Raw genomic sequence first — 13,488 nt, 5'->3', positions numbered from 1 at the left:
CACCCTCCGGCCGGCCTGCGCTGGTCCTGCCTCGCCGGCAAGGCCGACCCCCAGGGCCGCGCCCGCGCAGCAGTCGCGGACACCACCCGCCGTGCGCGGGCGCGGGCCGTCACGGGCTCCCGCTCGCCCTCCCGTCGGCCTGCGCCGGTCCCGCCTCGCCAGCAAGGCCGACCCCCAGGGCCGCGCCCGCGCAGCAGTCGCGGACACCACCCGATACGTCACCTTCCCGCCGTACGCGGGCGCGGGCCGTCACGGGCTCCCGCTCACCCTCCCGCAGGCCCGCGCCGGTCCTGCCTCGCCGGCAAGGCCGGCCCCCGGGGCCCCCTCCGCGCAGCAGTCGCGGACACCAGACGGCACGTCACCTTCCCGCCGTGGGCGGCCGATGGCCGTCGTGGGTTCCCTCGGTTCCTCCGGCCCGCGCCGATCCCGCGTCCTCGCCAAGAGGTCGTGCAGGGTCTGGGCCGCCCTCGGTGCCGCGTCCCCGCAGCAGTTGTTGAAGAGGATGTGCAGTTCCTCGGCCTGTGCGGCTGCCTGCCGGATGGGGGGCAGCCAGGCCGAGAGTTCCCGCTCGGTGTACGCGTGGCGGAAGCGCTCCTCCTTCGTGCCCTTCCCCCAGTGGGGGCTGCGGCCGTGGAAGCGGATCAGGTGCAGGTGGGGGGTGGTGACGGGGGCGGGGGGCGGGGCGTCGGGGCTGTCCGTGGCCACCGCCGTCGCGTTCAGGTCCCTCAGGAACGCCGCCGTACGGGCCGCCCGGTCGGGGTGCCACCAGGCGGGATCACGGAACTCCACGGCGAACGGCCAGTCGTGGGCGCGTTCGCGGGCGGCGCGGACGAAGGCCTCGGCCTTCTGGCCGGGGGTGAGGGAGGGCGGGTACTGGAAGAGGAGGGTGCCCAGGCGTCCGGCGTCGCGGAGGGGGGCCAGCGCTTCGGCGTAACGGGTCCACACCTCCGTACGCAGGGCCTCGTCGTGGGGGTGGCCGCGGAGGTCCGGGGGGAGGGTGGCGGGGCGGGTGCGGTGGCCGGTGAGCAGGGAGAACGCCTTGACGTCGAAACGGAAGCCGGGGGGTGTGCGTTCGGCCCAGAGGGTGGTCGTGCGCGGGCCCGGCAGGGCGTAGTACGGGGAGTCCGCCTCGACCAGCGGGAAGCGCGTGGCGTAGTGGCGTAACCGCTTCTCCGCGTCGCGGTGGCCGGGTGGGTACCAGCCGCTCCTGAGCAGTGCCGGGTCGGTCCAGCCGCAGGTGCCGATGAGGATGTCCGCCATGCGGGCGCGAGTACCCGGCGTTCATCGGGTCTTCACCCGTGAGGTTGGCACGCGTGGGCCACCGGCACGTTGGCGTGAGCATGCTCTGTCCACACCGCCAGCCTGTCCATCCTTACCCGGAGGTTGATGTGTCCGGCAGTTCCGTGTACCGCCGTGCCCGCGCCGTCGTGGCGTCCGCGGCCGCCCTCGCCGCGGCCGCGGTCGGGCTGTGGACCGGGCTCGGCGAGGGGTCCGCGCATGCCGCGGGCGCCGTGCCCAGCCCGGACCACGTGGTCGTCGTGGTCTTCGAGAACCATGCCTACAGCCAGGTCATCGGCTCCTCCAGCGCGCCGTACATCAACTCGCTGAAGGCGGGGGGCGCCAACCTGACCCAGTCGTACGCCGTGACCCACCCCAGCCAGCCGAACTACTTCGCGCTGTTCTCCGGTTCGACGCAGGGGATCACCGACGACAGCTGCTACACCCCGGGGTTCTCCTCGGCGCGCAACCTCGCGTCCGAGGTGATCGGCGCCGGGCGCACCTGGGCCAGCTACAACGAGACGCTGCCGAGCCAGGGCTCCACGACGTGCAGCAGCGGCAACTACGCGCGCAAGCACAACCCCTGGTTCGGATTCAGCAACGTACCGACCTCGACCGCGAAGACGTTCGCCCAGTTCCCGACGGACTACTCGACGCTGCCGCAGATGTCGTTCGTGGTGCCGAACCTGTGCAGCGACATGCACGACTGCTCGGTGTCCACCGGTGACACCTGGCTGAAGAACAACCTGGGCGCGTACGCGACCTGGGCCAAGTCCCACAACAGCCTGCTCGTCGTCACCTTCGACGAGGACAACCGGCTGAGCGGGAACAAGATCCCGACCGTGTTCTACGGGCAGCCCGTCGCCGCCGGGTCCAGCTCCTCGACCACGTACAACCACTACGACCTGCTGCGCACCCTGGAGGACACCCAGGGCCTGACCACGCACGCGGGCAACGCGGCCTCCGCCAAGGACATCACCGGCATCTGGACGTCCTGACGTGTACGTAGCGGACAGCCGTGCGAGTACGTCCGCTCATGGTGCCGTCCGGCCTCCGGCCGGGCGGCGCCGTGCGGCGGTCGCGCCGACCGTGCTCGCCCTGGGGACGGTGAGCCTGGTCACCGACGTCTCGTCGGAGATGGTGACGGCGGTACTGCCGCTGTACCTGGTGACCGGCCTGGGTCTGTCGCCGTTGGGCTTCGGGCTGCTGGACGGGATCTACAACGGGTTCTCGGCGCTCGTGCGCCTGGTGGGCGGGCACTTCGCCGACCGGGGCGGCGGACGGCACAAGTGGGTCGCCGGGCTGGGCTACGGCATCTCGGCCGTGTGCAAGCCCCTGCTGCTGGTGGCGCACACGCTGACCCCGATCGGCGTCGTGCTCGCCGCCGACCGGACCGGGAAGGGGCTGCGCACGGCGCCCCGGGACGCGCTGATCTCGCTGGCCAGTACGCCACAGACGCGCGGGCGGGCCTTCGGGGTGCACCGGGCGATGGACACGGCCGGGGCCCTGCTCGGGCCGCTGGTGGCGTTCCTGATCCTGCGGGCCACCGTAGACGGGTACGACGCGGTGTTCACCGTGAGCTTCTGCGTCGCCGTGCTGGGCGTCCTGGTGCTGGTGCTGTTCGTGCCGGGCGGGCGGGGTGACGCGGCCCCGGCCGAACGGCCGACGGTCCGCGCGGCCCTCGCCCTGCTGCGCGGCCGTGAGCTGCGCCGGATCACCGTGTGCGCGCTGCTTCTGGGCCTCGCCACGGTCAGCGACTCCTTCGTCTACCTGCTGCTCCAGCGCCGCCTCGGCGTCCCCGACCGCTGGTTCGCGCTGCTGCCCCTGGGCACGGCCGCGGCCTTCCTGCTGCTGGCGGTGCCGCTCGGCCGGCTCGCGGACCGGGTGGGCCGCTGGACGGTCTTCCTGGCCGGCCACGGCGCCCTGCTCGTCGTGTACGCGCTGCTGCTCACCTCCTGGCACGGCTCGGGTCTGCCGTATCTCGTGCTCGCCCTGCACGGCGGTTTCTACGCGGCCACCGACGGGGTGCTGATGGCCGCCGCCTCGGACAGCGTGCCGGAAGGGCTGCGCTCCTCCGGGCTGGCCGTCGTACAGACCGGGCAGGCGCTCACCCGGTTCGCCTGCTCGCTGCTGTTCGGCGCCGCCTGGACGGTGTGGGGCGACCGGGCGGCGCTGGCGGGCGCGGCGGTGGCGCTGGCCGCGTGTGCCGCGTTCTCCCTCACCCTGCGCCCGAAGGGAACGGTGCCCGCATGACCGTACGCACCCGCATCCTGATCCTGGTCTCGGCCGTCTGCGTGCTGGCGGCGGTCGGGCTGGCGTCGGTGCTGCACGCCTCCGCGCGGGCGGACCGCCGTGACCACACACAGGCCGGCGGGCCGAGCGTCACACCGGGGACGGTGACGCTGCGCCAGTCGGGCCGGCTGGTGTTCCGGAACATGGCGTGGGGGCCGCACCGCGACGAGCTGACCAGCGTCCCGGCCTCGGCCCCGGACGCGCCGCGCACCGCGTCCGGCCTCAAGTGCCTGCGGTTCTACGCCGCTTCGGGCACCGGGGTGTGCCTCCAGGCGGTGCACGGGCCCGTCTCGGACACCTACCGCGCGCTGATCCTGGACGCGCGCCTGCGGACCGTGGACCGCTACGACGTGCCGGGCATCCCCTCCCGCGCGCGGGTCTCCCCCACCGGACACTTCGCCGCCTGGACGGCGTTCGTGGGCGGCGACTCGTACGCCGGGACGAACTTCTCCACGCGCGCGGCCGTCGTGGACACCCGCAGCGGGAAGCTGATCCCGTCCCTCGAGGACTTCCGGATCGTCAGGGACGGGCATCCGTACCGGGCGGCGGACGTCAACTTCTGGGGAGTGACGTTCGCGGCCGACGACCGCACGTTCTACGCGACGCTGGCCACCGGGGGCCGGACGTATCTGGTCCGCGGCGACCTGCGCCGCCGTACGGTCAGCACGCTGCACACCAACGTGGAGTGCCCGTCGCTGTCGCCCGACGGCACCCGGGTCGCGTACAAGAAGCGGGTCGCGGGGCTGCCGAAGGACGCGCCCTGGCGGCTGTACGTCCTCGACCTGCGCACGATGCGCGAGACCCCGCTCGCCGAGACCCGCAGCGTGGACGACCAGGCGGTGTGGAAGGACACCCGCACGCTCGTGTACGCGCTGCCCGGGGACTACGGCGCCGACCTGTACGAGGTCCCGGCGGACGGCTCCGGACGGGCCCACCGGATCAGCTCGGCCGCGGTGTCACCGGCGTACCTCGGTTAGTCCCTTCGGGGGTCAACGCGGCAGCCCGGCTTTTCCGTCATCCCGGTGGTTTGCCGTACGCGGCCCCCGTCGTGGCCGGCGGTCACGCCCGAGACTTCCGGCGTGGTGGCCGCGTGGCCGCCGGGGAAGGCGAGGGCACGGGATGGCCGACAGCAGGATCCTGGTCGCGGTACCGCAGCATCCACGCGCCGAGGGCGCCGGAGCCGAGCAGTTGCGGAAGATCCGGGACGCCGTGGAGGCGGACGGCTTCGAGGTGCGCTGGGCGGTCAGCGCCGAGGACGCCGAGGCGGTGCTGCGGACCGAGGCGGGTCTCGCGGCGGCCGTGGTCGCCTGGGACCTGCCCGGGGACGCGGTGCGGCGGGGCGGTGACGGTCCCGGCGCCGCGCTCGCCCCGGCGGACGGCACCCTCGACGGGGCCCCGGGCGGGGCCGCCGTACTGCGCCGGATCGGGCGGCGGTTCCGGGACCTGCCGGTGTTCCTGGTCATGGCCGACGAGGGCGTGCGGGAACTGCCGCTGTGGGTGTCGGAGACGGTCGTCGGGTACGTGTGGCCGCTGGAGGACACCCCGGGGTTCATCGCGGGCCGGATCACCAGCGCCGCCCGCGCCTACCGGGAGGACGTGCTGCCGCCGTTCTTCCGGGCGCTGCGGCGCTTCGACGACGCCCACGAGTACTCCTGGCACACCCCGGCCCACTCCGGTGGCGTCGCCTTCCTCAAGTCGCCCGCGGGGCGCGCCTTCCACGACTACTTCGGCGAACGGCTGCTCCGCTCCGACCTGTCGATCTCGGTGGAGGAGCTGGGCTCTCTCTTCGAGCACACCGGCCCGATCGGGGAGGCGGAGCGCAACGCGGCCCGCGTCTTCGGCTCCGACCTCACCTACTTCGTGCTGCACGGCGACTCCACCTGCAACCGCCTGGTGGGCCACTTCAGCGTCACCCGTGACGAACTGGCGCTGGTGGACCGCAACTGCCACAAGTCGGTGCTGCACGGCCTGGTGGTCTCCGGCGCCCGGCCCGTCTACCTGGTGCCCACGCGCAACGGGTACGGTCTCGCCGGGCCGCTGCCCCCGGCCGAGCTGGCGGCGGACTCGATCGCGGCCCGGATCGCCGCGCACCCGCTGGCCGAGGGGGCCGCATCCCGCGAGGCGCAGTACGCGGTGTTCACCAACTCCACCTACGACGGCCTGAGTTACGCCGCCGTACCGACCGCGCGGGCGCTCGCGGCCAGCACTCCCCGGGTGCACTTCGACGAGGCGTGGTTCGCGTACGCCCGTTTCCACCCGCTGTACCGGGGCCGGTACGGCATGTCGGTGGACGCGGACGCCTTCCCCGGGCCGGACCGGCCGACGGTCTTCGCGACCCAGTCCACGCACAAGCTGCTGGCCGCGCTGTCCCAGTCGGCGATGGTGCACGTACGGCCCGCGCCCCGGGCGCCGGTGGAGCACGACCGGTTCAACGAGGCCCTGATGATGCACGGCACCACCTCGCCCCTGTACCCGATGATCGCCTCGCTGGACGTGGCGACGGCGATGATGGACGGCCCGCAGGGCGAGTGGCTGGTGGACGAGGCGGTGACGGAGGCGATCCGCTTCCGGCAGGAGATGGTCCGGCTGCGCCGGCGGGTGGAGAGCGCCGGGGACCGGCCGCCGTGGTTCTTCGGCGTCTGGCAGCCGGAGGAGGTCACCGACCCGGCGACCGGCGAACGCCTGCCCTTCGACGAGGCCCCGCCGGAGCTGCTGCGCACGGAGCAGTCCTGCTGGCTGCTGGAGCCGGGCGCGGCCTGGCACGGCTTCCCCGGGCTGACCGAGGGTCACTGCATGCTGGACCCGGTCAAGGTCACGCTGACCTGTCCCGGCATCACCGCGACCGGGGAGATGGCCGAGGAGGGCATCCCGGCGCGCGTCCTGACCGCCTATCTGGCCACCCGGAACATCGTGGTCGAGAAGACCGACAGCTACACCACGCTGATCCTGTTCTCGATGGGCATCACGAAGGGCAAGTGGGGCACGCTGCTGGACGCCCTGATGGACTTCAAGGCCCTGTACGACGCCGACGCCCCGCTCGGCCGGGTTCTTCCCGAGGCGGTCGCCGCGCACCCTCGCCGCTACTCGGGCCTGACCCTGCGGGAGTTGTGCCGGCAGATGCACGAGCAGCTGCGCTCGGCGCGCCTGGTGGAGCTGCTGGACACCGCGTTCCAGCAGTTGCCGGAGCCGGTCCACCCGCCCCAGCACTGCTACCAGCGGCTGGTGCGGGGCGGCACGGAACGCGTCCGCGTCGCCGACGCGGCGCACCGGGTGGCGGCGGCGATGGTCACGGTCACCCCGCCGGGCATCCCGGTCCTCATGCCGGGCGAGTCCACCGGCGCCCCCGACGGCCCCCTCCTGCGCTACCTCACGGCCCTGGAGACCTTCGACCGCCACTTCCCGGGCTTCCGCAGCGAGACGCACGGGGTGACGATCGACGAGGACAGCGGGGACTACGAGATCGAGTGCCTGCGCGATCACTGAGCCGACCGTCGGCCCGGCCTGGCACGCGCGACGCGTACGGTCCGCGGTCACCGGGCGGCGGCGTGGGCCTCCTTGGCCGGCACGCACCGCCAGGCGAGGCAGGCCGCGGCCAGATAGGCGAGGGCGCCGACGGCCATGCTGAGGCGCACCCCGGTGCCGTAGTCGGTGCTGGTCGCCAGCAGGCTGCCGCCGAGTGCGACGCCGGTGGCGCTGCCGATCTGGCGGGTGGTGTTGAACAGGGCGGAGGCGGCTCCCGCGTACGCCCGGGGTGCGGCGCCCATCACCGTGGCGGTCGAGCCGGTCAGCGCGAAGGACGTACCGAACCCGGTGGCCATCATCGGCGCCACCAGCAGCGGGTAGGCCGGATCGGTCCCGGCCGCGGCCCAGCCGGCCAGCCCGAGCGCGCCCAGGAGCATGCCGGAGACCACCAGCGGGCGGTCTCCGGTACGGCGGGTCAGGCGCCCGGACAGGACGGACGCGAACATGGTCACCGCCACGGCCGGGAACAACGCCAGCCCGGTCCGCAGGGCGCTGAAGCCGCGCTGGTGCTGGAAGTACAGGCTGGCGGTGAACACCATGCCGTAGAAGCCGAAGTTGAACAGAAGCCCCACGACGGCCGCTCCGCTCATCGCCGGAGGGCGCAGCAGCCGCAGCGACAGGGCCGGGGCCCGGGCGAGCCGCTCACGCACCGCGAACCCGGCCACGGCCAGGGCGGCCAGGCCCAGCCCGGCGAGGACGGCGGGATCGGACCAGCCGCGCCGTCCGGCCTCGTTCAGGGCGGTGGTCAGCAGCGCCACGGCCGCCACCACGGCGGCTTGCGCCGGCCAGTCCACGGCCCGGTCCGGGTTCCGCGGCGAGAGCGCGACGTACCGCGCCGTCAGGACCAGGCAGGCCGCGCCGACCGGCACGTTGATGAGGAACACCCACCGCCAGCCCACGGTGGACACCAGGAGACCGCCCAGCAGCGGCCCGGCGGAGGCGGCGATCCCCGCCATCGACCCCCAGAGCCCGAAGGCGCGCGAGCGTGCCGCCGGCTCGGGGTAGGCCTCCTGGAGCAGGGCGAGCGAGCCGGGAACGATCAGCGCCGCGCCGAGCCCCTCCACCAGCCGGGCCGCGACCAGCACGGAGGCACTGGGCGCGCCCGCGCACACGGCCGACGACACCACGAACAGCGCCACACCCGAGCAGAAGACCCGCCGGTTGCCCAGCCGGTCACCGAGCGCGCCGCCCGTCATCAGGAACCCGGCGAACACGAGGGTGTAGCCGTCCGTGATCCATTGGATGCCGGTGAGCGAGGCCGCCAGCTCCCGGCCCACCGAGGGCACGGCGACATTGATGATCGTGACGTCCAGGATGACCATGAAGTACCCGGCGCACACGGCGAGCAGCGGTGCCACAGGCGCATGCTAGGGCCGGACGCGGGCCGGATCGACGACTTCGGGTGCGTGTCAGTCCGCGGCTCGGCGGTGTCATGGCACACGGCCGTGGGACGCCGCGGGGCCGACGGTCCACGACCGTCGGCCCCAGGGGATCGTTTCAGCGGAAACCCGCCGTGACCTGCGCTTACAGCACCGGCAGGTTCTTCCGCAGCTCGAACGCCGTCACCTCGGACCGGTACTCCTCCCACTCCTGCCGCTTGTTGCGCAGGAAGAAGTCGAAGACGTGCTCGCCGAGGGTCTCGGCGACCAGGTCGCTGCCCTCCATCAGGGTCAGGGCCTCGCCGAGGTTCTGCGGGAGCGGCTCGATGCCCATGGCGCGGCGTTCGGCGTTGGAGAGGGCCCAGACGTCGTCCTCGGCGCCGGGCGGCAGCTCGTAACCCTCCTCGATGCCCTTCAGGCCGGCGGCGAGGAGGACGGCGTAGGCCAGGTACGGGTTGGCGCCGGAGTCGATGGAGCGGACCTCGACGCGGGCCGAGCCGGTCTTGCCGGGCTTGTACATCGGGACGCGGACCAGGGCGCTGCGGTTGTTGTGGCCCCAGCAGATGTAGGAGGGGGCCTCGCCGCCGGCGCCGGCGGTGCGCTCGGAGCCGCCCCAGATGCGCTTGTAGGAGTTCACCCACTGGTTGGTGACCGCGGAGATCTCCGCCGCGTGCCGCAGCAGGCCCGCGATGAAGGAGCGGCCGACCTTGGAGAGCTGGTACTCGGCGCCGGACTCGTAGAAGGCGTTGCGGTCGCCTTCGAAGAGGGACAGGTGGGTGTGCATGCCGGAGCCGGGGTGCTCGGAGAACGGCTTCGGCATGAAGGTCGCCTGCACCCCCTGCTCCAGCGCCACCTGCTTCATGACCAGGCGGAAGGTCATGATGTTGTCGGCCGTGGAGAGGGCGTCCGCGTAGCGCAGGTCGATCTCCTGCTGGCCCGGCGCGCCCTCGTGGTGGGAGAACTCCACCGAGATGCCCATCGACTCCAGCATGGTGATCGCCTGGCGGCGGAAGTCCATGCCGACGTTGGTGGGGGTGTGGTCGAAGTAGCCCGAGTTGTCGGCGGGGGTCGGGCGGGAGCCGTCCAGCGGGCGGTCCTTCAGCAGGAAGAACTCGATCTCCGGGTGGGTGTAGAAGGTGAAGCCCAGGTCGGAGGTGCGGGCGAGGGCGCGCTTCAGGACGTACCGCGGGTCGGCGAAGGACGGTGAGCCGTCCGGCATGAGGATGTCGCAGAACATGCGGGCCGTACCGGGGGTCTCCGCGCGCCACGGCAGGACCTGGAAGGTGGACGGGTCCGGCTTGGCGATCATGTCGGACTCGTAGACCCGGGCGAAGCCCTCGATGGCGGAGCCGTCGAAGCCGATGCCCTCGTCGAAGGCCTGTTCCAGCTCGGCGGGGGCCACGGCGACGGACTTGAGGAAGCCCAGCACGTCCGTGAACCACAGGCGTACGAACCGGATGTCGCGCTCCTCCAAGGTCCGGAGCACGAACTCCTGCTGCTTGTCCATCTTCCGCTTCCCCATCCTTGCTGGTCAGGCCGCCTGTCCCCCGTACCACGGGAGGCGGTCGGGCACCTGAGCATCCCACCACAACACCATTTCACGCGCGTTGCGGACCTTGATCGCCCGAGCGTCCTCGCCCTGAACGCCTGTCGTACGGCAGGTGTACTGCGCTCTCGCCCCATCTTGCCTGCTCGGACCGACATCCGTAATGGCCGGTCCGCTTCCGCCGTGACCGACACCACGCCCGTTAAATTTGCATCTCAGATGCAAGTTTTCATAGCGTGTTGATCAGCCGAGTTCTCCGAGGAGTCCCGATGCTGACCGAGCAGTCCGCAGCCACCGTCCGCGCCACCCTGCCCGCCGTCGGCGCGGCGATCGGCGAGATCACCGAGCGCTTCTACGCCCGCCTCTTCGACGCCCACCCCGACCTGCTGCGCAACCTCTTCAACCGCGGCAACCAGGCCTCCGGCACCCAGAAGCAGGCCCTCGCCGGTTCGATCGCCGCCTTCGCCACGCACCTGCTGGACCACCCGGACCGGCGGCCGGACGCGATGCTCGGCCGCATCGCGCACAAGCACGCCTCCCTGGGCGTGGCCCCCGAGCAGTACGACGTCGTGCACGAGCACCTCTTCGCCGCCATCGCCGAGGTCCTCGGCGAGGCCGTCACCCCCGAGGTGGCCGCCGCGTGGGACGAGGTGTACTGGCTGATGGCCAACGCCCTCATAGCCATCGAGAAGCGGCTGTACGAGGAGAGCGGCGGCCCCGGCCTGCGCGCCTGGGAGGTCGTCGAGCGCGTCGAGGAGACCCCGGACGTCGTCACCTTCCGGCTGCGTCCGGCCGACGGCGGCCCGGTGGCCGGCTTCCGCGCCGGGCAGTACGTCTCCGTCGGCGTCACCCTGTCCGACGGTGCCCGGCAGATACGGCAGTACAGCCTGACCGGGGCACCGGGCGAGGCCGTGCGCCAGATCAGCGTCAAGCGCGTGCGGGGCGAGGCGACGCCCGACGGCGAGGTCTCCGACCACCTCCACGCGCGCGTGCGGCCCGGCGACGTCCTGGAACTGTCCGAGCCGTACGGTGACCTGGTCCTGGCCGGCGACCCGGACACGCCCCTGCTGCTCGCCTCGGCGGGCATCGGCGTGACCCCGATGATCGCGATGCTGGCCGACCTCGCGGCGGGCGGCCACGGCGCCCCGGTCACCGTCGTGCACGGCGACCGCTCCCCCGCCGACCACGCCCTGCGCGCCGACCACACGGCGTACGCGGAGAAGCTGCCCGACGCCTCCGCGCACTTCTTCTACGAGCGCGACGCCGAGCCGGGCACCCGCACCGGCCTGGTCGACCTGACCGGCATCGCCGTACACCCCGGCACGCGCGCGTACCTGTGCGGCCCGCTCCCCTTCATGCGCGCGATCCGCACCCAGCTGATCGAGAAGGGCGTGTCCCCGGCCGACATCCACTACGAGGTGTTCGGCCCGGACCTCTGGCTGGCGCAGGGCTGAGCGCTCGTAAGACGGCGCGAGGCTGAGCGCCCCGAAGGGGCGCGGGGAACTGCGCGACCAGCCACGACGGCACGGCACACGCCTGACGACCTTTCGTGGCTGGTCGCGATGCGTTCAGTCCAGCCCCGGCCGCCGAGAGATCCCCAGCAGCAACGGCCCCGTCGGCTCGGCGACGAGCTCCCCGATCGTGACGGAGTCCAGCGCGGCGAAGAACGCCTCCTGAGCCCCCCGCAAGGCGCCCCGCAGGCGGCAGCCTGAGCGCAGGGGGCAGGCCGGCGTCCCCTGTGCCCCCTCGCAGTCCACGACGTCGCCGTCGCCCTCGAAGGTCCGCACGACCGCGCCCACCGAGGCGGTACGGCCCCGCTCCGTGAGCGCCAGCCCGCCGCCCCGCCCGCGCCGGGCGTCGACCAGGCCCAGGTGCTGGAGTTCGGCGACGACCTTCGCGGCGTGCGTGTAGGGCACCTCCATGTCGGCGGCGACCTGGCGGGTCGTGGGCGTGGCGTCGGCGACGACCGCGAGTCGCATCAGGACGCGCAGGGCCAGATCGGTGGAGCGCAGCAGCCGCATACCGCGAGCGTAGATAATACGCATCCCAGTTCAAAATTATCCGGTTCCTGTGCCCTCCTACGGAAGGGCGCTCCCGCCGCATTACGATCAGCGGGCCCCACCGTCCACGTCCCCTTCTCCAGAAGGACTCGCCTCATGGGTTCCGGCAAGAACAGCAGCACCGCGGCGCGCAAGGCGCGCATCGAGGAGATGCGGCGCGCGGAGCGTGCCCGCGAGCGCCGCAACCGGGTGCTCACCATCGCCGCCAGTGCGGTGGTCGTCGTCGGTCTCGTCGTCGGCGGTGTGGTCCTGGTGAAGACGCAGAGCGACTCCGGCAAGGACCAGGCGACGCCGAGCGGCGACGCCAAGGGCTCCGGGGACTCCGGGAAGTTCACCACCGGCGCGGACGGGGTGAAGACCTGGTCGGGCAAGCTGTCCCGGACGCATGTGACGACGAAGGTGTCGTACCCGATGCACCCGCCGGTCGGCGGCAACCACAACCCGGTCTGGCTGAACTGCAACGGTGACGTCTACACCAAGGCGGTGCCCGACGAGAACGCCGTGCACTCGCTGGAGCACGGCGCGGTCTGGGTGACGTACACCGACAAGGCGCCCAAGGCCGACGTCGACGCGCTCGCGGCCAAGGTGAAGAAGACGCCGTACTCGCTGATGAGCCCGTACGAGAAGCAGGAGGCCCCGCTGATCCTGTCGGCCTGGGGTCACCAGGTGGCGGTGAAGAGCGCGAAGGACCCGGAAGTGGACAAGTTCTTCGCCACGTACGTGCAGGGCCGGCAGACGCCCGAGCCGGGCGCCTCGTGCACCGGCGGGGTCATGAAGTGAGGCGGCAGCACGTCGGCTGGGTCGCCGGGGCCGCGGCGGCGGTGCTCGTCGCGGCCGGTGCGATCACCTACGCGGTGGCCGAGGAGACCGGCGGATCGGACCCGAAGACGCCGAGCGCGGACTCGGCGGACGCCGGGTTCGCCCGGGACATGGCCGTCCACCACCAGCAGGCCGTCGAGATGTCGTACATCGTGCGCGACCGCACGAAGGACGAGGAGGTACGGCGGCTCGCCTACGACATCGCGCAGACGCAGGCCAACCAGCGCGGGATGCTGCTGGGCTGGCTGGACCTGTGGGACCTGCCGAAGGTGTCCGCCGACCCGCCGATGACCTGGATGGGCATGGGCGGCATGGCCTCCGGCAAGGACGGCGCGCTGATGCCGGGGATGGCGACCAACACCGAGCTGAAGAAACTCGGAACGCTGAACGGCAGGCAAGCGGAGATCTTCTACCTCCAGCTCATGACGGACCATCACAAGGGCGGCATCCACATGGCCGAGGGCTGCGTCGCCAAGTGCACCGTCGGCGTGGAGAAGCGGCTCGCGCAGGGCATGGTCGACGCCCAGCAGTCGGAGATCGAGCTGATGGCCGGAATGCTCAAGGAGCGTGGCGCCCAAGCCCGTTCGTAACA

At 72.5% G+C, this 13,488-nt stretch carries 11 protein-coding genes; 7 read left to right on the top strand and 4 right to left on the bottom strand.

Annotated elements, in window-relative coordinates:
* Positions 1–249: 249 nt before the first annotated feature.
* Positions 250–1,260: a DUF72 domain-containing protein gene (locus OO52_RS29560; RefSeq protein ID WP_420711437.1), complete on the bottom strand. Its 1,011-nt coding sequence runs from the start codon at positions 1,258–1,260 to the stop codon at positions 250–252.
* A 128-nt stretch (positions 1,261–1,388) separates the two neighbouring features.
* Here OO52_RS29560 and OO52_RS29555 point away from each other — a divergent pair, with 128 nt between their 5' ends.
* The 4 genes from OO52_RS29555 (at position 1,389) to OO52_RS29540 (ending at position 7,053) form a co-directional block, all read left to right on the top strand.
* Positions 1,389–2,276 (top strand): alkaline phosphatase family protein, encoded by an 888-nt coding sequence (locus tag OO52_RS29555; RefSeq protein WP_030653324.1) that lies wholly within the window; start codon positions 1,389–1,391, stop codon positions 2,274–2,276.
* Position 2,277: 1 nt separating this feature from the next.
* Complete coding sequence (locus OO52_RS29550) at positions 2,278–3,531, top strand: MFS transporter (RefSeq protein ID WP_030653326.1); 1,254 nt, start codon at positions 2,278–2,280, stop codon at positions 3,529–3,531.
* Complete coding sequence (locus tag OO52_RS29545) at positions 3,528–4,547, top strand: TolB family protein (protein WP_030653329.1); 1,020 nt, start codon at positions 3,528–3,530, stop codon at positions 4,545–4,547. The genes OO52_RS29550 and OO52_RS29545 overlap by 4 nt, the downstream gene beginning before the upstream one ends.
* Positions 4,548–4,689: 142 nt before the next feature.
* The gene (locus OO52_RS29540) at positions 4,690–7,053 is read left to right on the top strand and encodes an Orn/Lys/Arg decarboxylase N-terminal domain-containing protein (protein ID WP_030653332.1); all 2,364 of its coding nucleotides are present in this window, start codon (positions 4,690–4,692) and stop codon (positions 7,051–7,053) included.
* Between the two features lie 47 nt (positions 7,054–7,100).
* Here OO52_RS29540 and OO52_RS29535 read toward each other — a convergent pair whose 3' ends face one another.
* Both OO52_RS29535 and glnA read right to left on the bottom strand, forming a co-directional pair.
* On the bottom strand, positions 7,101–8,450 hold the full coding sequence (locus tag OO52_RS29535; protein WP_030653335.1) for an MFS transporter: 1,350 nt from the start codon (positions 8,448–8,450) through the stop codon (positions 7,101–7,103).
* A 166-nt stretch (positions 8,451–8,616) separates the two neighbouring features.
* Positions 8,617–9,978, bottom strand: a complete 1,362-nt coding sequence (gene glnA, locus OO52_RS29530; RefSeq protein ID WP_030653337.1) for a type I glutamate--ammonia ligase — start codon at positions 9,976–9,978, stop codon at positions 8,617–8,619.
* A gap of 308 nt (positions 9,979–10,286) precedes the next feature.
* Between glnA and OO52_RS29525 the strand changes: the two genes are divergently transcribed.
* Positions 10,287–11,471 (top strand): globin domain-containing protein, encoded by a 1,185-nt coding sequence (locus OO52_RS29525; protein ID WP_030653341.1) that lies wholly within the window; start codon positions 10,287–10,289, stop codon positions 11,469–11,471.
* 114 nt (positions 11,472–11,585) lie between these two features.
* Here OO52_RS29525 and OO52_RS29520 read toward each other — a convergent pair whose 3' ends face one another.
* Positions 11,586–12,038 (bottom strand): RrF2 family transcriptional regulator, encoded by a 453-nt coding sequence (locus tag OO52_RS29520; protein WP_030653345.1) that lies wholly within the window; start codon positions 12,036–12,038, stop codon positions 11,586–11,588.
* A 135-nt stretch (positions 12,039–12,173) separates the two neighbouring features.
* Between OO52_RS29520 and OO52_RS29515 the strand changes: the two genes are divergently transcribed.
* The gene (locus OO52_RS29515; protein WP_030653348.1) at positions 12,174–12,857 is read left to right on the top strand and encodes a DUF3105 domain-containing protein; all 684 of its coding nucleotides are present in this window, start codon (positions 12,174–12,176) and stop codon (positions 12,855–12,857) included.
* Positions 12,854–13,486, top strand: coding sequence for a DUF305 domain-containing protein (locus OO52_RS29510; RefSeq protein ID WP_030653352.1), 633 nt, complete (start codon positions 12,854–12,856; stop codon positions 13,484–13,486). Before OO52_RS29515 ends, OO52_RS29510 begins: the two co-directional genes overlap by 4 nt.
* The last annotated feature ends 2 nt before the right edge of the window (positions 13,487–13,488 follow it).

The sequence above is a fragment of the Streptomyces flaveolus genome, assembly GCF_000716535.1.
Lineage (GTDB): Bacteria > Actinomycetota > Actinomycetes > Streptomycetales > Streptomycetaceae > Streptomyces > Streptomyces flaveolus_A.
This window is presented reverse-complemented; position numbering and strand designations above follow the sequence as displayed.